At 73.2% G+C, this 18,097-nt stretch carries 14 protein-coding genes and 1 pseudogene; 8 read left to right on the plus strand and 7 right to left on the minus strand.

Annotated elements, in window-relative coordinates:
- Positions 1-78 precede the first annotated feature (78 nt).
- Positions 79-1,539 carry a PP2C family protein-serine/threonine phosphatase gene (locus tag ACIO6U_RS32020; RefSeq protein ID WP_401724418.1) on the plus strand — a complete coding sequence of 487 codons (1,461 nt, stop codon included), beginning with the start codon at positions 79-81 and terminating at the stop codon, positions 1,537-1,539.
- Between the two features lie 83 nt (positions 1,540-1,622).
- On the opposite strand, the gene ACIO6U_RS32025 is transcribed toward ACIO6U_RS32020, so the two are convergent.
- From ACIO6U_RS32025 to ACIO6U_RS32035, 3 genes are all read right to left on the minus strand, one after another.
- Positions 1,623-1,976, minus strand: coding sequence for a DUF2516 family protein (locus tag ACIO6U_RS32025; protein ID WP_355342053.1), 354 nt, complete (start codon positions 1,974-1,976; stop codon positions 1,623-1,625).
- Between the two features lie 124 nt (positions 1,977-2,100).
- Positions 2,101-2,706 (minus strand): hypothetical protein, encoded by a 606-nt coding sequence (locus tag ACIO6U_RS32030; protein ID WP_355342050.1) that lies wholly within the window; start codon positions 2,704-2,706, stop codon positions 2,101-2,103.
- Complete coding sequence (locus ACIO6U_RS32035; protein ID WP_355342047.1) at positions 2,703-3,179, minus strand: helix-turn-helix transcriptional regulator; 477 nt, start codon at positions 3,177-3,179, stop codon at positions 2,703-2,705. The genes ACIO6U_RS32030 and ACIO6U_RS32035 overlap by 4 nt, the downstream gene beginning before the upstream one ends.
- 153 nt (positions 3,180-3,332) lie before the next feature.
- On the opposite strand from ACIO6U_RS32035, the gene ACIO6U_RS32040 reads away from it, so the two are divergent.
- On the plus strand, positions 3,333-3,629 hold the full coding sequence (locus tag ACIO6U_RS32040; protein ID WP_401724423.1) for a trypco2 family protein: 297 nt from the start codon (positions 3,333-3,335) through the stop codon (positions 3,627-3,629).
- On the plus strand, positions 3,626-7,180 hold the full coding sequence (locus tag ACIO6U_RS32045; protein ID WP_401724426.1) for a trypsin-like peptidase domain-containing protein: 3,555 nt from the start codon (positions 3,626-3,628) through the stop codon (positions 7,178-7,180). The genes ACIO6U_RS32040 and ACIO6U_RS32045 overlap by 4 nt, the downstream gene beginning before the upstream one ends.
- An 80-nt stretch (positions 7,181-7,260) precedes the next feature.
- Here ACIO6U_RS32045 and ACIO6U_RS32050 read toward each other — a convergent pair whose 3' ends face one another.
- The gene (locus ACIO6U_RS32050; protein ID WP_401724429.1) at positions 7,261-8,874 is read right to left on the minus strand and encodes an MFS transporter; all 1,614 of its coding nucleotides are present in this window, start codon (positions 8,872-8,874) and stop codon (positions 7,261-7,263) included.
- Positions 8,875-8,983: 109 nt separating this feature from the next.
- Between ACIO6U_RS32050 and ACIO6U_RS32055 the strand changes: the two genes are divergently transcribed.
- The gene (locus ACIO6U_RS32055) at positions 8,984-9,706 is read left to right on the plus strand and encodes a helix-turn-helix domain-containing protein (RefSeq protein ID WP_401724432.1); all 723 of its coding nucleotides are present in this window, start codon (positions 8,984-8,986) and stop codon (positions 9,704-9,706) included.
- On the opposite strand, the gene ACIO6U_RS32060 is transcribed toward ACIO6U_RS32055, so the two are convergent.
- Positions 9,703-10,677: an NAD(P)/FAD-dependent oxidoreductase gene (locus ACIO6U_RS32060; RefSeq protein ID WP_401724567.1), complete on the minus strand. Its 975-nt coding sequence runs from the start codon at positions 10,675-10,677 to the stop codon at positions 9,703-9,705. The two genes, ACIO6U_RS32055 and ACIO6U_RS32060, sit on opposite strands and share 4 nt — an antisense overlap.
- 265 nt (positions 10,678-10,942) lie before the next feature.
- Between ACIO6U_RS32060 and ACIO6U_RS32065 the strand changes: the two genes are divergently transcribed.
- The 3 genes from ACIO6U_RS32065 to ACIO6U_RS32075 all read left to right on the plus strand — a co-directional run bounded on the left by ACIO6U_RS32065 (position 10,943) and on the right by ACIO6U_RS32075 (position 13,862).
- Positions 10,943-11,545 (plus strand): helix-turn-helix domain-containing protein, encoded by a 603-nt coding sequence (locus ACIO6U_RS32065; protein ID WP_401313763.1) that lies wholly within the window; start codon positions 10,943-10,945, stop codon positions 11,543-11,545.
- 188 nt (positions 11,546-11,733) lie between these two features.
- On the plus strand, positions 11,734-12,651 hold the full coding sequence (locus ACIO6U_RS32070; RefSeq protein ID WP_401724435.1) for a class I SAM-dependent methyltransferase: 918 nt from the start codon (positions 11,734-11,736) through the stop codon (positions 12,649-12,651).
- Between the two features lie 338 nt (positions 12,652-12,989).
- Entirely contained in the window at positions 12,990-13,862 is an 873-nt protein-coding gene (locus ACIO6U_RS32075) for a hypothetical protein (protein ID WP_401724437.1), read from the plus strand.
- Positions 13,863-13,887: 25 nt separating this feature from the next.
- On the opposite strand, the pseudogene ACIO6U_RS32080 reads toward ACIO6U_RS32075, so the two are convergent.
- Positions 13,888-14,566, minus strand: a pseudogene (locus tag ACIO6U_RS32080) (sigma-70 family RNA polymerase sigma factor); the annotation flags it as partial.
- A 207-nt stretch (positions 14,567-14,773) separates the two neighbouring features.
- A complete protein-coding gene (locus ACIO6U_RS32085; RefSeq protein WP_401724440.1) occupies positions 14,774-15,679 on the minus strand; it encodes an alpha/beta fold hydrolase in 906 nt (301 codons plus the stop codon).
- A 331-nt stretch (positions 15,680-16,010) separates the two neighbouring features.
- Between ACIO6U_RS32085 and ACIO6U_RS32090 the strand changes: the two genes are divergently transcribed.
- The gene (locus ACIO6U_RS32090) at positions 16,011-18,083 is read left to right on the plus strand and encodes a BTAD domain-containing putative transcriptional regulator (RefSeq protein ID WP_401724443.1); all 2,073 of its coding nucleotides are present in this window, start codon (positions 16,011-16,013) and stop codon (positions 18,081-18,083) included.
- The last annotated feature ends 14 nt before the right edge of the window (positions 18,084-18,097 follow it).

Below are 18,097 nucleotides of genomic sequence, written 5' to 3' on the forward strand. Positions count from 1 at the left end.
CACTCTCTGCCCTCCCGTCACCTTGCCTCCAGCCACTAGGGTCTCCGGAGATCCTCGGGGGAGGGAAGGAGTCGCTTGATGTCCGCAGCCCAACGCGGCACCGATCGGCCCTCAGCCACCGACGAGACGCGCGGGGCCGAGGGCCCCGCTGCCGTACCCGGTTCGGGGACGGCTTCCACGGCCGGGCCCTCGCCCCTTTCCGTACCGCCGTCCGTACCGACATCGGTCGCCGTGCCGGGATCCGTCCCCGTACCGCCGTCCGTTCCCGTACCGGCGTCCACCGCCGTACCGCCGTCCGTCCCCGTACCGGCGTCCACCGCGCCGTACACGGAGTCCGGCGCCCTCTCGCTGCCCCGGCAGCGGCAGGATCCGGGCAGCGGTCCCGCGATCTTCACGCTGCTGGTGATCGGCGAGGACGCGACGGACGCCTTCACCGCGCCGTGGTTCCAGGAGGGCGGCGGGCCGCGGATCCGTATCCTGCGGGCACGTAATCTCACCGCGGCCGGCCGTCTGCTCACCGACGACGTGCACTGCATCCTCCTCGACCTGCCCGACGTGCTGGACGGCCTGCGGCAGGTGCTGCGGCTCGCGCCCGGCACCGCCGTACTCGTCCTGACCGACGGCGCGGACGACGGGCGGGCCGCGGAGGCCGTACGGGTCGGCGCCCAGGACCACCTCGCGCGGCACGAGGTCGACGCCGGGACCGTCACGCGCGCCGTCCGCTACGCCGTCGAGCGCAAGCGCGCCGACCTCGCGCACCGGCAGCTCACCGAGACGAAGCTGCTCGCGCAGGAGAACTCCCGGCTGGAGCGCGGCCTGCTGCCGACCCCGCTGCTGGACGGCGCGAGCCTGCGTTTCGCGGCGCGTTACCGCCCGGGGCGCAGCCGCGCCCTGCTCGGCGGCGACTTCTACGACACCGTCCGCGCCCCCGACGGCACCGTCCACGCGATGATCGGCGACGTCTGCGGCCACGGCCCGGACGCCGCCGCCCTCGGGGTCCAACTCCGCATCGCCTGGCGTGCGTTGACCTTCGCCGGGCTCGGCGGCGACGCGCTGCTGCGTACGCTCCAGCAGGTGCTCGAACACGAGCGGTCGGACGACGAGATCTTCGCGACGCTCTGCACCGTCGACATCGCGCCGGACGCGCGCAGCGCCGATCTGCATCTGGCCGGACACCCGGCGCCGCTGCTCTCGACCCCCGGCGCTCCCGGCAGCGTGCCGGAACTGCTGCCGTACACGGAGGGCGGCCCGGCGCTCGGCCTGCTCCCGGATGCCCGCTGGCAGCGGATACCGGTACGGCTGCGCGGCGAGTGGAGCCTGATGCTCTACACCGACGGCCTGATCGAGGGCCGGATCGGCCAGGGCACGCAGCGGCTCGGGCAGGACGGGATGGTACGGATGACCGCCCGACTGCTGGCCGAGGGCCTGCGCGGCGAGGAACTGCTCGACGCGACGCTCACGGAGGCGCGGGAGCTCAACGGCGGGGAGCTGACGGACGACGTGGCGGTCGTGCTGCTGGAGCGGCCGAAGCGGATCTGAGGCCGGTCCGCTGGGGAGCCGCCCGCCCGGTGGATACGGCCCGGTGGGTATGTGCCCCGGTGGATACGCCCGGCGGGTACGCGTCAGCCGTTGTACGGGCCGTACGGGCCGTCGCTGCTGCTGCCACCGCCGCGGCGTCGCCGCAGGCCGCCGCCACGGCGCGGTCCGGTGATCTGCCGTACGGCGGGGCGTACGTCCACCATGTACACGATCACGGCGACCAGGCCGATGACCGGCAGGAACGACAGCACCGAGAACAGCTTCATCACCACGGCCGCGATGCCGAGGATGATCAGCCAGAACGCCTTGGTGTTCTTGTCCGCCGCCCGGTACGCGTCCTCACGGCGGATCGCCGCGTCGACGAAGGCGAAGGCCGCGAAGAGGAAGAGCGCCCACGACACCAGGCCGAGCACCCCGAAGAACCCCGTGATCAGCACGCCGTCCACCGCCCTTGTCGCTGTCGGCCGGCACCGTGCCGACCGTCCGCTTGTCGCCCGCCCAACCGTACCGGCTCCTGCACGAACAACGGGCCGGGCTCGCAAAGCGTGCCCGGCCCTCGCCTCACTCCGCGGACTTGTCGGTCGCCTTCTTCGCGCCACTCGGCTTGCGGGGCGTGGTCTTGCGGGCGGCCGGCTTGTCGCCGGACGTGTCGGCGGGCTTCGCGGCCAGCCGGTCGCCGATCGACTCGGTCAGCGGCTCGTCGGCCGGGATGTCCGCGAGCTTCACGGCCGGCGGGATCTCCATGATTTCGTCGGCCGCGCCGCCGCGCCACTGAGCGACCGCGCCCTTGCCGCGCTCGGCCAGCTCGTCGTACGTCTCGCGCGCCTTGACCGCGTACTCGGCGGCCCGGCCCACGCCCTGGAGCGCCAGGTCCTGCACGGACCCGCCGATCTTCTTCAGGTCCAAGTCGATGCCGCTGATCGTCTCGTTCAGCCGCGTCTGCGCCTTGGTCGACGCGTCCTTGGCCTGCGCGGTGACCCGCTGCTGCACGTCCTTGGGGTCGGTGCCGCGGATCTTCTCGATCCGCTCGGGCGCCTGGTCCTTCAGCTTCTCCAGCAGCGCGGGCACCTCGCGGAGCTTCGCCGCGGCGAGGTCCGCCGTACCCGCGACCGCGTACAGCGGGGTCGGGTTGCGCAGGCTCTTGACGATGTCGTCGGTGATGGTCATTTCTCGGATTCCTCCCGTACGAGTGTCGGAGACGAATCCGCCTCCACGTTCTTCCGCTCTTCTTCGGCGTTCTTCTGTTCTTCTTCGGCCTGTCGTGCGGCTTCCTCGGCCTTGGCGGCCGATTCCGCGGCGGCGTTCTCTTTCCTGAAGGACTCGTAGATCTGGATGAGCACCTGCTTCTGCCGCTCGTCGATCGACGGGTCCGACATGATCACCGCCGGCACCTCCAGCTCGTCCCGCTCCCGCGCGTCGAGCATCCCCGCCTGCACGTAAAGCGTCTCCGCCGAGATCCGCAACGCCTTCGCCAACTGCTGCAGGATCTCCGCACTAGGCTTCCGCAGCCCGCGCTCGATCTGGCTCAGATACGGATTCGACACACCGGCCGCCTCCGCCAACTGCCGCAGGCTGAGCCGCGCCCCCCGACGCTGCTCCCGCAGGTACTCCCCGACGTTGCCCACCTTCAGCGAAGCCATGCCTCCACCTTCCCCCACCCCGCTAACTTTTGCAAGCACACCGCTTGCAACAGTGACCCTCCCAGCCTCACCGGCCGGCTCTCCCGAACTGACGGTCGTATCGGCGGCCGGTGCCTACGATGAAGGGTCGGGGCGGTGGATGAGGGGGACGGTGTGATCGAGCTGTCGGCCATGATTCGGGAATTACGGCGGGAACTCGACTCCGCGATGACCGACGGAGAAGGAGAACGCCTGCGATTCGAGCTGGGGACGGTCGAGGTGGAAGCGACCGTGACCGTCGGCAAGGAGGCAGGCGGTCAGGGAAAGGTCAGGTTCTGGGTGGTCGAGGCCGGAGGCGACGGAAAAGTCGCCCGCTCGGACGTTCAGAAGATCACGCTGACACTTCAGCCACGGCTCGCCGGTGGTGGGGCGGCGCTGATTGCCGGGGATGAGATTCCCGGGGAGCGGTGACAGAGGTGGCGGGCGGTTTCGACGCCGCCCGGGTGGCCGAGATCCTCGTGACACGGGACGGGGCAGCGGGACGTAGGGGTTCGGGCTACGTGGTGGCGGCCGGTCGGGTACTGACGGCCGCGCATGTGGTCGCGGGGGCGAGCACGGTCCGGGTGCGGCTCGATGCCGGCCTGGCCGCTGAGCGCGTGTTGAACGCGGAAGTCCATTGGGCGGAAGCGGAGGTCGACGTAGCCGTGCTGTCGGTGAGCAAGGAGGGCCAGGAGGCCTTCACGCCGGTGGAGTACGCCCGGGTGTCAGCACGTAGCGCGCGGTTGACGTGCGCCGTGATGGGCTTTCCGCTGTTCAAGGTGCGTGACGAGTGGGGCGGTGCGCCGTTCCGGGACGCATTCCATGACGCCCAGTGCACCTGCGACGTGCTGTCGAACCGCAAGGAGGGCACCCTCGACCTGCGGGTCGCGCCGCCGGCGCACTTCGCGGATCCCACCCGGTCGCCGTGGGCAGGCATGTCGGGCGCAGCGGTGTGGTGCCGTGACCGCGTGATCGGCATCGTGGGCCATCACCATCCGACCGACGGGCTGGACCATCTTGCGGTGCTGCGTGCCGACGCCTGGCACGCGCGGCTCGGAGACGCCGCGCACCTCCTTGAGGAATCGGTCGACGTGACCTTGGACCCCGGGCAGTTGGTGGACGTCGTGTCCACAACCTCCGGGGAAGACCTGCCCAGGGAGGGGGAGTTGGACATGCGCTTGCGTAGCTACCTCGACGACGCCGGACACATCTCCGTACGCCATCCGTACCGTTTCCCTTCGTTGGTGGAACCGCCGCTGAACGAGGTGTATTTGACACAGCTGGCCAGCAGGCGCGGGGGTCGGGCAGCCGGCGGGGACACTGAGCCGCCCGGGACGGAACGCGTCACCGCTGAGAGCCTCGTCGGCCGCCACCGCGGCGTGCAGGTCGTCGGCGGTCCGGGCGCGGGCAAGTCCAGTCTGCTGCGCAGCATCGCGGGCGACTCCGCTCGTCAGTGGCTCGAAGGCGGCGGCGCCGCCGAGGGGGTGCCGACGGTCCTACCGATCCTGGTACGGGCCGAGGACCTGATCACGGAGCCCGGCGGCATTCCCGACCGGCTCACCCGCGCGGTCCAGCGTGAGCTGGGCGGCACCACTCTCGGCACCGATGAACTGAACGCGCTGTTCCGACGCGAACCACCTGCTGGCACAAGGTGGTTGGTGTTGATCGACGGCCTGGACGAGGTGCCGTCCTGGCGCCGTATCGACGTACTGCACGTCATCGGAAGGCTCCGCGACCGGCCCGGCTGGCAGGTGATGGTGGCCAGCCGTCCGCTGCCCGACGGCATCCTGAACCGGATCGGTGACGACGAGCACCCCACATACGCCATCGAGCCCTTCCTCCCTGAGGAGTTGCCCGCCTTCGCCGAGAAGTGGTTCCGCGCGGTGGGCAAGCCCGACCCGGTCGCGACCGCCGCCCTCTTCACCAGGGAGGTAGAACGCAACCCGCGGCTCCGGGAGTTCGCCCGGATTCCCCTGATCGCGACCATGATGTGTGTGGTCTACGCCGAGGATGTCGAGGGTCCCGGCAAACAACTGCCCTTCAACCGCTCGGAGTTGTACGAGCGGTTTATCGACATCCTCGTCCAGCATCGCAATACGGCGGATGCCCGGCAGCGGCACCGCAGCCTCATCGACGAGGGCGACGCCGAGGCGCAGCAGGGTGTCACGGACCTGCTGCGTGAGGTGCTGCCGCTGCTGGAACGGCTGGCTCACGACCGGCTGGTGTTCGGGGGCACGGGCAGCGATCTGCTGGACCGGGCGACAGCTCTGTCCGCGGTGCCACGTCCCGCGTCGGTCACGCCTCACACCTGGAGGCAGATCCTGCGCGGCGTGCTGGAACACAGCGGCCTGCTGGAGCAGCGCGAGGGGAGTCTGCGCTTTCTCCACCCGTCGATCGAGGAGTATCTGGCCGCGCTCTACCTGTTCGGGCATGGGGGCCCGCGACGACACCTGGAGCGGCGGCGTTGGCCGTGGGAGGACCTGGAGACCAAGGTCTTCCTGGCCGGTCTCCAGGCGGCAGCCGACCCTGCGGGGCTGGAAAAGCCGCTGGCCAGGCTGCTGAGGTGGCCGGATCGGGGCACTCACCGCTTCGTCGTGGAACTCGTCGCCAACGGCATCCCCGTACCGGACCGGATCCTACGGCGCGCCGCGGTGATACTGCGCGAGGTGGTGATCCGCTTCGACCGCGGGCAGTCCGCCGAGGAGTGGGAGGCGGCGTGCCGTCAACTCGCGCTCCTGGACAAGCAGGAGCTGGTCAGCGCCCTGGAACGGCTCGGCGGCAAGAACCGCAGGGACGGCAACGCCCGCTCGCGGGTGGCCGAGACAGCGGCGGCGTACGACCGGGCGCTCGGGCTGCGGCTGATGTCCGCCGTCGTCACGGACCGCGGCCTGGACAGCGGTGTGCGGTTGCACATGGCGAAGACGCTGGGCCGGTACGCCCCCGACAACACCGTCGCCGTCCACGAAGTACTGGCCGCTGACGAGACGATGGGGGATCACCGGGCCGAAGCGGCCGAAGCGGTGGACCGGCACGACCCCGCGCGGGGCCTTGTGCTCTTCCGGCAGTTGACGAGGGTAGGGCCCGCGGCCGACGGCCCGGACCCCCTACGGGTGGCCATGGCCTACACCCGGTGTCACCTCGGTGAAGGGCTGAACTACCTGGAAGAACTGGCCAACGGCAGATGGGGGCTCGGTGGCGAGAGGCGCGTTGCCGCCGCGCGTGCCTTGATGGGGTACGACGCGGGACGGGGAGTGAGCACCGCGTACCGTCTCGTCGACGATCGTCAGCTCCAAGGTACGGAGGAGACCTGGCGGATCGAGGCGGCAGGGCTGCTCCCCATGTTCGGCCAGGACACCGCCCTGCGCTCCCTCTTGAGACTGTGCGCCGACCCGAGCCTGTCGGACCGGGGCCGTGTCACGGCGGGGCGGACGGCAGGCCGGTTCCACCGGCAACTTGGCGCGGAGGCCTTGGTGCGACTGGCCGACTCATGGACTCCAGCCAGCGGTGCCATGGCGGTGGAAGCCGCGACGGCGGCGATCGACTTCTTTCCGCGGTTGGGCGCGGAGGCTCTGGAGCGGATCGCGCGCGGAGGCGCGCACGAAAGCTTCCGGCTCCAAGCGGCGCAGGCGTTACCCACGACCGGCTACCCGGGCCACGAAGTCCGGGAGGTATGGCGAGCGCTGTGCTGGGACCGCGCGCTGACCGACTCGACCAGACTCACGGCTGCCAGAGAAGCCGATCGTCGAGGAGACGCGGGACGCGCGGAAGCCCTGCTGCATCTGGCTTACGAGGACAGTGTCACACCTGAGTTCCGCTTACGGGCGGCGAAGTCGGCCGCTGAACGCGGTGATCCCTCCGCTGCCAGTGCGTTGTCCGCCCTCGCGCTGTCGGAGTATCTGGCCAACGACGTACGCCGTGCCGCGGCGGAGGCTGTGCCCGACCCGGCGGCCCGGGCACACCTGCTGTACCAACTCGGCCCGTAGACCGGGTCCGTCGGGAACGGGCGCGTGGGAGACCGACCCGAACTGAGCAGTCTTGCAGCCTGGTTCGGGTCGGGCCGGGGTCACGGAGTCCGGGCGGGGCGGGAGTTGCCGGGAAGAAGGAGGTAGGCGAGGAGGAGGGTCATGACGGCTACGCCGGCCCACATGGCTTGTTGCCAGCCGTCGACGAAGGACTGCTGGGCGGCGCGGACGAGGGCGGGGGCGGTGGGGCCGCCGGTGGCATGGGCGGCTTCGACGGCGTTGGCGATGCCTTCGCGGGCGGTGGCGGCGGTGGCCGGGGGCACGCCGTCGAGGCGGGGGCCGATGGCGCCGCGGTAGCCGGAGGAGAGGAGGGCGCCGAGGAGGGCGACACCGAGGGCGGTGCCGAATTCGCGGGTGACGTCGTTGAGCGCGGAGGCGACCCCTTGGCGTTCGCTGGGCAGTGAGCTGGTGATGGCCTCGGTGGCGGGGGTCATGGTGAGGCCCATGCCGATGCCCATGGCGAGCATGCCGGGCAGGACGGAGAGGTAGCCGCCGTCCACGGAGACGAGGGTGGCCATCAGGGCCAGGCCCGCGCCGCCGAGGAGGATGCCGAGGGCCATGGTGCGACGGCTGCCGACCCGTTCGGCGAGACGCGGCGCGAGGCCCGAGGTGGCCATCATCAGGACGGCCATCGGCATGAGGGCCAGCGTGGACAGCAGGCCCGACCAGCCCAACACGGCCTGGAGGAACGGGAAGAGGACGACGAAGATCCCGGCCTGGACGCCGAAGACGGCCAGCAGCGCGACGGAACCGCCGGCCAGGCCGCGCTCGCGGAAGAGGCGGACGTCCAGCAGCGGGCCGTGCCGCCGCAGCTCCCAGACCACGAAGCCGGCGGCGGCCAGGACGCCGACCAGCAGGCTGAGCAGGGTCACGGGCGCGGCCCAGCCCCGCTCGGGCCCTTCCTGGAGTACGAAGATCAGCCCGACCACCGCGACCACCGAGGTCAGCGCCCCGACCGTGTCGAAGGAGTGCGTCGCCGCGTCGCGCGAGTCGGGCACGGACCGCACCGTCATCACGGCGGCCACGAGCACGAGCGCCACGGGCAGGACGAAGAGATAACGCCAGCTCGCCACGTCGACCAGCGCGGCCGACAGGAACATGCCCAGGATGCCGCCCCCGCCCGCGACGCCGGTCCACACCCCGATCGCCCGCCCGCGCTCCTCGGCCGGGAAGGTGGAGGTGATGACGGCGAGCGTCACCGGCATGATCATCGCCGCGCCCACACCGCTCAGCACCCGCGCCGCGATCATGACCTCGGCCGATGTCGCCAGACCGGCGACGACGCTGGCGCCGCCGAAGACGGCAAGTCCCGTGAGCAGTACGGGCTTTCGGCCCCATCGGTCGCCGACCGCGCCGAGCGGCAGCAGCAGCGCCGCCAGGCTCAACGTATAGATGTTGATGATCCACAGGATCGTGCTCTGCGAGGCGTCGAACGCGACGGCCAGGTCCGGCTGCGCGACGTTGAGGCCGGACACCGAGGCGATGACGGCCATCAGCGCGACGCAGACGGAGATCAGGATCGCGCGGCGCCGACGCGGGTCGTCAACACCCGCCGCGTCAGGGGCTGTTACGTCGACCGGTACGTCAACGCCCGCGCCCACGGCTGCGGCTTCGGCACTGACCCGCGCGGGCCGGTTCGGACTCTCCGTACTCATCTGGACGGACCTTTCACCAGGGACGGTCAACAGGGGAAACGCGGGAGCGATCGTCACCACGACCGGCCCCGATGTGCAAAATTGTTTGCCGATCGGCAAACTGGGCTCCATGGATCACACGGACGGCACGGCTGGCGCGGGCGGCACTGACGGCACGGCTAGCGCGAACGGCACGGCTGGCGCGGACGGCACCGACGGCACCGACGGCACCGACGGCACCGACGGCACCGACGACGAAGTGGGCCGCACCCTCGACGCCGTCGGCCCCCGCCTGAAGAATCTGCGGCTCGGCCGGGACCTGACGCTGACGCATCTGGCGGCGGCGACCGGCGTCTCGGTCAGCACGCTGTCGCGGCTGGAAGCGGGCCTGCGCCGCCCCACGCTGGAGCAACTGCTGCCGCTGGCAAGGGTGTACGGCGTCACCATCGACGAGTTGGTCGACGCGCCCCGCACCGGCAACCCGCGCCTCAACCTGCGCCCGATCGCCTGCAAGGACGGCTCGACCGTGCTGCCGCTGACCCGCAGGCCCGGCGGCATCCAGGCGTACAAATTCGTCCTGCCCGCCCCGCCGCGCGGCCCCGTGGAGCCCGTCCTGCGCACCCATGAGGGCTACGACTGGATCTACGTGCTCAACGGCACGCTCCGGCTGGTGCTCGGCGAGCACGACCTCGTGCTGAAGCCGGGCGAGGCGGCCGAGTTCGACACCCGTACACCGCACTGGTTCGGCTCCACCGGCTCGGGGCCCGTGGAATTCCTCAGCCTCGTCGGCAAGCAGGGCGAGCGCGCGCACGTACGGGCGGCGCCGGACCCCGCCGCGTCAGAGCGCTCCTAGGGCGCGTCCGCCGCGGCGAGAGCCGCCTCGGTGTCGGCGGCGGCCAGGTCGGCGTTGATGTGCGCACCGGCCAGGGCGCCCGCGGCGGCGGAGGCGCCGACCTGGGCCGTCAGGTCGGTGGCGTTGCCCGCGACCCACACGCCCGGCACCGACGTGGTGCCCGCGGGGCCGGTGGCGGCGAAGCGGCGGCCCATCCCGCCCGGCAGATCCTCCATCGGCAGACCGAGCCCGGCCAGTCCGTCGGTACGGGCCCGCATGCGGGTCGCGACGGCCAGGACGCGGCGCGGTACGAACCGGCCGTCGGTCAGCCGTACGCCCGCGATGTGCCCGCCCGCGGCGGACCCGGAGCCCTCCGTGGGCCCAAGGCTCTCCGTGGACCCGGAGGCCCGCGTAAGCCCGGCGCCCTCCGTGGACCCGGTCGACTCGACCGCCGCCACCGGGGTGTCCTCGACCCGGATCGCGCGGGCGGCGAAGCGCGTACGGGTCTCGTCGTCCAGGTCGGTGCCGCGCGTGAAGTAGACCAGGTCGTCGGTCAACTGCCGGAAGAGCAGGGCGTGGTGGACGGAGGCGGGGCCGACGGCGAGTACGCCAACGGGCTCGTCGCGCACCTCCCAGCCGTGGCAGTACGGGCAGTGCACGAGGTCGTGCCCCCAGTGCCGGGCGAGGCCGGGGATGTCGGGGAGTACGTCGCGCAGGCCGGTGGCGACCAGGAGGCGGCGGGCGCGAAGGGTGGCGCCGTCGGCGAGGGTGACCGTGAAACGCGGGTCGGCGCCGGGGACGGCCTCGGCGGCGGTCACCTCGCCGACCAGCACCTTGCCGCCGTACCGCCGTACCTCCTCCCGGCCCCGGCGCAGCAGCTCCGCCGGGGGGATGCCTTCGAGGCCGAGGAGGCCGTGGACGCCGTCCGCGGGCGCGTTGCGGGGGGTCCCGCTGTCGACCACGGCGACGGAGCGGCGGGAGCGGGCGAGCATGAGGGCGCCGTTGAGCCCGGCGGCGCCGCCGCCAATCACCACGGCGTCGAGGGTCGGGGCGAAGGCGTCGGCCCCATCGGCGGGATCGGTCACACCGGCCGGATCGGCCGGATCTTTCACGTGCGCGGGAAGCGTCGCGGGCATGGGCGTACCTCTCTATACGTGTCGGCTCTCTACGCGTCGGCTTGCGCCCTTGCGATGAGCGGGAGCCCCGTCCGGGGCCCGGTACGACCACGCTAAGCGGACTTTGCGCGCGAGGCATAACATGTTGCCTATGACGCAAGACGATGAAGATCTCGACAGCCTGGTGCGCAAGCGGATTCGCGCGCTGCGGGTGGCGCAGGGCTGGTCGCTGGACGAACTGGCCGGCCGCGCCCGGCTCAGCCCCTCCACGCTCAGCCGGATCGAGAACGGTCAGCGCCGCCTCGCGCTGGACCAGCTCGTGACCCTCGCGCGCGCCATGGACACCACGCTCGACCAGCTCGTCGAGACGGCCACGGAGGACGTCATCTCCAGTCCGATGATCGACTCCGCGCACCAGACGATGCGCTGGGCCGTGAAGGCCGACCCGGGTATGACGGTCGTACGGCAGCGCCTGACGAATCCGCCGCCGGACAGCCCCTCCCGGCTGCGCGCCCACCCCGGGCGCGAATGGCTCGTCGTCCTGTCGGGCACGGCCGTGCTGCTCCTGGGCAATCGGCGCTTCCGCGTGGAGACCAACCAGTCGGCCGAATTCCCGACGATGCTGCCGCACGCCATCGGCGCGGAGGGCGGGCCCTGCGAGCTGCTGGGCATCTTCGACCGTGACGCGCGGCGCGGGCACCAGCGCGGCGACGAGAAGAGCGGCGGCGAGGGGGACGGGGTCTGAGCCCGTTCGGCGAATCGGGTACGTCGGAGCCCGCGACTCGGGTACGTCGAGGCCCGCGCAGGCCGGAGCCCGCGAATCGCGCGGGCCAGGGCGCGCGACTTGCGCCGTCGGCAGCCCGGACGCCCACCATCTTGCCGTTCCCGAAAGCGACCGGGCCGCCCGCCCACGGCCCTCATACGGTGGGCGCCATGACTCACGCAGCCCCCCACGCGACCCACGACGCCCACGACGCCCACGGTCACGCCCCGCATGACCACGATCACGGCACCCCAAAGGCCAGCGCCTCACACCACGACGCCGAGGCCGACAGCCAGGCGGACATCCTCGACCTCGACGCGGAAGTCCTCGCCGAGCACACCGCCTCGATCACCGCGTGGCTGCCCGTCGAAGCCGCCCCCCGCCACATCGTGGACCTCGGCTGCGGCACCGGAGCCGGGACCCTCGCCCTGCTCCGGCGCTTCCCCGAGGCCGAGGTCATCGCGGTCGACACCTCGGCCGACCACCTGCACCGCCTGCGCCGCAACGCGGAGGCGGCCGGGGTCGCCGGGCGCGTCCGTACGGTCCAGGCGGACCTCGACACGCGGTGGCCCGACCTCGGCACGCCCGACCTGGTCTGGGCGTCGGCCTCCCTGCACCACATGGCGGACCCGGAGCGCACGGTGCGCCAGGTCCGCGACATGCTCGCGCCCGGCGGGCTCTTCGCTGTCGTCGAGTTGGCGGGCTTCCCGCGTTTCCTGCCCGAGGACGCGCCCGCGGAGCGCCCGGGGCTCGAAGAGCGCTGCCACGCCGCGCTCGACCACCACCACGCCGAGCACGTGCCGCACCGCGGCGCCGACTGGGGGCCCATGCTGAGCGCCGCGGGCCTGACCGTCGTGGGCGAGCGCGTCGTGACCGTGAACATCGGCCCGCCCCACGCCGAGGCCGTCGGCCGGTACGCGCTCACCAGCCTGACCCGTATGCGCGGCGGCATCGCCGAGACCCTGGCGCCGGAAGACCTCGCCGCGCTCGACCGGCTCCTCGACGCCGAGGGCCCGGACAGCATCGCGCGCCGCGACGACCTGACCGTGCGGACCGAGCGCACGGTGTGGGCGGCGCGGCGCGCGTGAGTACGACCGTGGCCAGCGCCTGATCCGGGACGTTCGTCCGTACGACCATCCGCCGGTACGCCCCGCCGTGGACCGGCACCGGATCGGCCGCGGTGCGGGCCGTGCGGCGCGTGGGCAGCGGGCGGTGCGGTGACCGGGCGGACAGTCGAGGCGCCAACACCCTTGCCCGTCAAGGCCCTTGCCAGTCAAGGCCCTTGCCAGTCAAGGCCCTTGCCCTCGACTGCCCTTCGGCCAGAGTTCACCCGCCACCGGTGGGCTTGTCCGCCGCCCCGCTGCTCCAATGGATGCCGCCGATGGCCAACTGGCCTTGTCAGCGGTCGACATGGAGGTTCGGGCTGATGAAGATCTGGCGAGCGGGAAGCACGGTGGCCGTCGCGGCCACCCTGGCGCTGCTGCCGCAGGCGGCGTACGCGACGACCTGGCAGCGCCTTCCCGCGTACTCCACCTGGACGGGCATCACCGCCCTGGAGCGCGGGCAGGGCATCGCCACCGACGGCACGTACTTCTACTACTCGGGCACGTACAGCCTCGACAAGGCGACGGTCGAGGGGAACCACGAGACGGCCTCCAACGCCCTTGCCATTCCTGGTGCGTTGAGCGGCGCCTACGGTTCCGACCACATCGGGGACATCGACGTGTACGGGGGCTACGTCGTCGCCCCGATCGAGGACGGCAACGGCTACCGGAATCCGCTGCTCGCCCTGTACTCCGCCAACGACCTGAGCTGGACGGGCCGTTACGTACGCCTGCCCCTCGCGCTGCTGCCCGGCGGCGTCCCGTGGGTGGCCGTCGACCCGGCCACCGGCCTCGTCTGGACCGCCCCCTGGAACCAGGACAGCGCCCAGGGCACCGACGAACTCGTCGGCTACCGCCTCAGCGACCTCCTCTCGCTCCCCGCCGGAGCCGAACTCCCCGTCGCCACCACCGTCCGCCTCTCCCGCCCCCTCAGCCGCATCCAGGGCGCCACCATGCTCGACGGCTCCCTCTACGCCTCCGTGGACGGCGACGGCGACAAGGCCGTCTACGCCATCGACCCCGCCACCGGCACCGTCACCCGCGCCTTCACCCAGGACGTCCAGCCCGACGACGAGGTCGAGGGCATCACCGCCCTCGACCTCGGGCCCTCCGGCGGCCGGCTCCACGTCCTCAACGTCGGCAGCGGCTGGAAGTCGATCTTCCTCTACCTCCAGCACTACCAGCCGGTGGGCTGACGCACCGGCGCCGTTCCGACCCGCCTCAGCGGGCGAGGCGGGTCGGGACGGCGCCGAGGCGGGTGAGTTTCTCGGGGTTGGCCACCGTGTGGATGTGGGTGACGCGGCCGTCGCGGACGCCGAAGGTGGCGGCGGCGACGCGGCCGTCGACTTCGACGCGGGCGTCCCCGTGCACGGGGACGCGGGAGGCGGGGACGCGGGAGGCGGGGGCGAGGCCACCGTCGTCGGCGTCGGCGACGAAGACGACGTCGGGGGCCATGACGTCGAGCAGGTCCTGGACCCGGCCGGTGCGCAGGGCGGGCGAGGAAGCGTTCCACGACGGCCTGCCGCTCCGAGCGGCCGACCTCGACCCGTGGCCGCCGGGCCGCCACGTGGTCGCGGGCGCGCCGGACGATCCGGCGTACCGCGGCCACGGACTTCCCGACCGCCTCGGCGATCTCCCCGTACGGCGTCCCGAAGACCTCGCGCGGCACGAAGACCGCCCGCTCGGTCGGCCCGAGCGTTTCGAGGACGGTGAGCAGCGCCATCGAGACGCTGTCGGCGACTTCGACGTCCTCGGCGACGTCGGGGGCCGTCAGCAGCGGCTCCGGCAGCCACTCGCCGACGTACTCCTCGCGGCGGCGCGCCAGCGTGCGCAGCCGGTCGAGCGACTGCCGCGTGACGACCCGTACGAGGTACGCCCGCGGGTCGCCGACCCGCGACCGCGGACCAGATCTCCCCCGTGTACGGGGACCTGCACACCCACCGCGACCAGGCCGAACGGATCTTCACCGTCTGACCGTCGCCGGAGCCGAAAACCGGCGGCACCGCACCCCCGACGGGCACGGGTCCCGCCGGGCCGCCACCGCCGGGCCGCCACGGGCCGCCACGCGTCCCCGACCGCGTCGTGTTCCGGCGGGCGGGCCTCCGGATCAGCGGGCGAGGAGGTCGCGGAGGGCCGTGACGACCGTCGCCGGGGACTCCTCCGCCATGAAGTGGCCGGTGTCGACCGTGGTGTGCCGGAGGTCGGGGGCCCACGCGGACCACAGCGCGGCGGCGTCGAACCCGAGCGCCGCGCCCCAGTCCTGCTGGAGGACGGCGACGGGCATACGCAGCCGGTTGCCTGCGGCGCGGTCGGCCGCGTCGTGGGTGACGTCGATACCGGCCGAGGCCCGGTAGTCAGCGACGATCGAGGGGATCGCGGCCCGGCAGGCGGCCAGGTAGACGGCGCGCACGTCGGCCGGGACGGCCTCGGGAGCCCGGACCCACAGGTCCAGGAAGTGGCCGAAGAAGAGATCGGGGTCGGCGGCGATCATCCGCTCGGGCAGCCCGGGCGGCTGCGCCATCAGGTAGAGGTGGAAGCCGACGGCGGCCGTGGTGCCGTGCATGGCCTCCCACATGTCGAGGGTGGGCAGAACGTCGAGGCAAGCGAGGTGCGTGACCGTTCCGGGGTGGTCGAGGGCGGCGCGGAAGGCGACCAGGGCGCCGCGGTCGTGGCCCGCGAGCGCGAAGCGGTCGTGCCCGAGGGCGGCGGCCACGGCCACGATGTCGGCGGCCATGGTGCGCTTGGCGTAGACGGCTGGTGCCGTCCCGGCGGGGCCGGCCGTGTCGTCGGCCTCGGCCGGCTTGTCGCTCGCGCCGTAGCCCCGCAGGTCGGGGCAGATCACGGTGTGGTCGGCAGCGAGGTCGACGGCCACGTGCCGCCACATCAGGTGGGTCTGCGGAAAGCCGTGCAGCAGGACGACGGGCGGCCCGGAGCCGCCGACGGCGGCGGTGAGGCTGACGCCGTCGGCCGCGGGGACGCGGCGGAGGTCGAAGCCGGGGATGGCGGGTGGCATGGGGTGCCCCTTTCGGTGGGTGGACGTACGCGGGCCGTGCCCCGTACGCGGCGGTGCCGGTCGGTCGTACGCGAGCCGGGCGCGTACGCGGGCCTGGTCCGTAGGCGGGCCGGGCGCGTACGCGGGCCTGGTCCGTAGGCGGTCCTGGTCCGTACGCGGGCCGTGCGCGTACGCGGTCCGGGCGTATACGCGGTCTGTGCGCGTACGCGGTCCGGGTCGTACGCGGGCCTGGCGCGTCAACGGGCTCGTGCTTCCAGCGTGTGGGCGGCGGATGAGCAGCCGATGAGCGCGCTACCGTGACCTGGGGGAACTCCCGGAGAGGCGGTACGCGGTGCGGGTGGCGTTCGGCGTGCTGGGGCCGGTGGCGGCCTGGGCCGAGAGCGGGGACGGCCCGGACGAGGCGGTACGCGGTGCGGCCCTCGCGCTGAGGGGGCCACGGCACCGGGCCGTACTGGCCCGCCTGGTCATCGCCCGCCGCCGCGTCGTACCGGTCGCCCGGCTGGTCGAGGACCTGTGGCCGGAGCGGCCGGGGAACAACGGCGCGGGTCCCGGCCACTCCCCCGCACCGCCCGCCGACCCCGTCGGCACCCTCCGTACCTTCGTCGCGGCCCTGCGCCGCACCCTCGAACCCGACCGGCCACCGCGCGCGCCCGCCCGGCTGCTGGTCACCGAGGGCCCCGGGTACGCGCTGCGCGCCGCGCCCGACACGGTGGACGCGTGGCGCTTCGAGCAGGCCGTGACCGAGGCCGCCGGGCTGCCGCCGAAGGACGTACTCGCCCTGCTCCAGCGGGCGTTGGGGTGGTGGCGCGGGCCCGCGTACGCCGAGTTCGCCGACCAGCCGTGGGCCCGCGCCGAACGCTCGCGCCTGGCCGAACTGCGGCTGCACGCCGTGGAACGCCGGGCCGAGGCCCGCCTCTCCCTCGGCCTGGCCGCCGAGGCCGCCGCCGACCTCGACGCCCACGCGGCGGAGCACCCCTGGCGCGAGGACGCCTGGCGCCTGCTGGCCCTCGCCCTCTACCGTTCGGGCCGCCAGGGCGACGCCCTGGCCGTGCTGCGCCGCGCCCGCGCCCTCCTGGTCGAACAGCTCGGCGTCGACCCCGGGCCCGGCCTGCGCGCCCTCGAAGCCGACATCCTCCGGCAGGACGACGACCGCCTCGACCCCGGCGCGGGCGGCGCCGAACGCGTCTGGGCCGAGGCCACCGCCGCCTACGACCGCACCGTCCCCACCGGCGCCCGCGCCCGCCTGGAATCCACCGTCACCCTCCTGCGCGGCCTCGCCGTCACCGGTGGCGACGGGCTCCGGTCCGCCCGCCGCCACCGCCTCGCCGCCGTCTCCGCCGCCGAAGAACTCGGCGACCCCCACCTCTGCGCCCGCGTCATCGGCGCCTACGACGTCCCCGCCGTCTGGACCCGCCTCGACGACCCCGCCCAAGCCGCCCAGGTGGTGGCCGCCGCCGAACGCACCCTCACGGCCCTGCCGCCGGGCCCCGCCGAAGAGGCCCTGCGCGCACGGCTGTTGGCGACGATCGCGCTGGAGACGCGGGGCGGGGACGTCGGCGGCGGGGGCGCTGGCGGCCGGGGCGGGGGCGGGCGCGGGGCGCAGGCGGCGCGGTTGGCGCAGGAGGCGGCGCGGCGGCTGGACGATCCGGTGCTGCTGGCGTTCGCGCTCAACGCGACCTTCATGCAGACGTTTCAGCGGGCGGGTCTGGCGCCGGAACGCGATGCGATCGGCGCGGAGCTGGTCGAACTCTCCGCGCGGCACGGCCTGTTCACGTCCGAGGTGCTCGGCCGGCTCATCCGGCTCCAAGCGGCCTGCGCACGGGGTGACTTCGGGGCGGCGGACGAGCACGCCGCCGCCGCCGACCGGCTGGCGGAGCGTCATGAGCTGCCGCTCGTCGGGGTGTTCACCCGGTGGTACGGGGCGCTGCGGCTCGCGGAGACCGGGACCTTCGAGGCGGCCGAGGCCGCGTACGGGGATGCCGCCGCCGAGCTGACGGGCGCCGGGATGCCGGGGCTGGAGCGCGGGCTCCTCCCCCTCGCCCTTCTGTGCCTGCGGCTCCGGCACGGCCGCGACCTGCTCGTCCTCGCGCGGACCGACGCCGACTGGGGCCCGTACGTCCCGTGGGTCCGCCCCCTCCTCCTGCTCGCCGAGGACCGCCGCCCCGAGGCCGCCGCCGCCCTCCGGGGTGCCCCCGCGCCCCCGCACGACCTCCTCTACGAAGCCATGTGGACCCTCACCGCCCGCGCCGCCCTCGCACTCGACTCCCCGCCAGCCAAGCGGCGTGCCCACGCCGAACTGCTGCCCGCCGCAGGTGAGCTGGCCGGCGCCGCCAGCGGACTCCTGAGCCTCGGCCCCGTCGACAGCCACCTGCGCGACCTGGCCGCCGCCCTGCGGACCCCCTGACCGAATTCGACGCG

It is taken from the genome of Streptomyces sp. NPDC087422 (assembly GCF_044744145.1).
Taxonomy (GTDB): Bacteria; Actinomycetota; Actinomycetes; order Streptomycetales; family Streptomycetaceae; genus Actinacidiphila.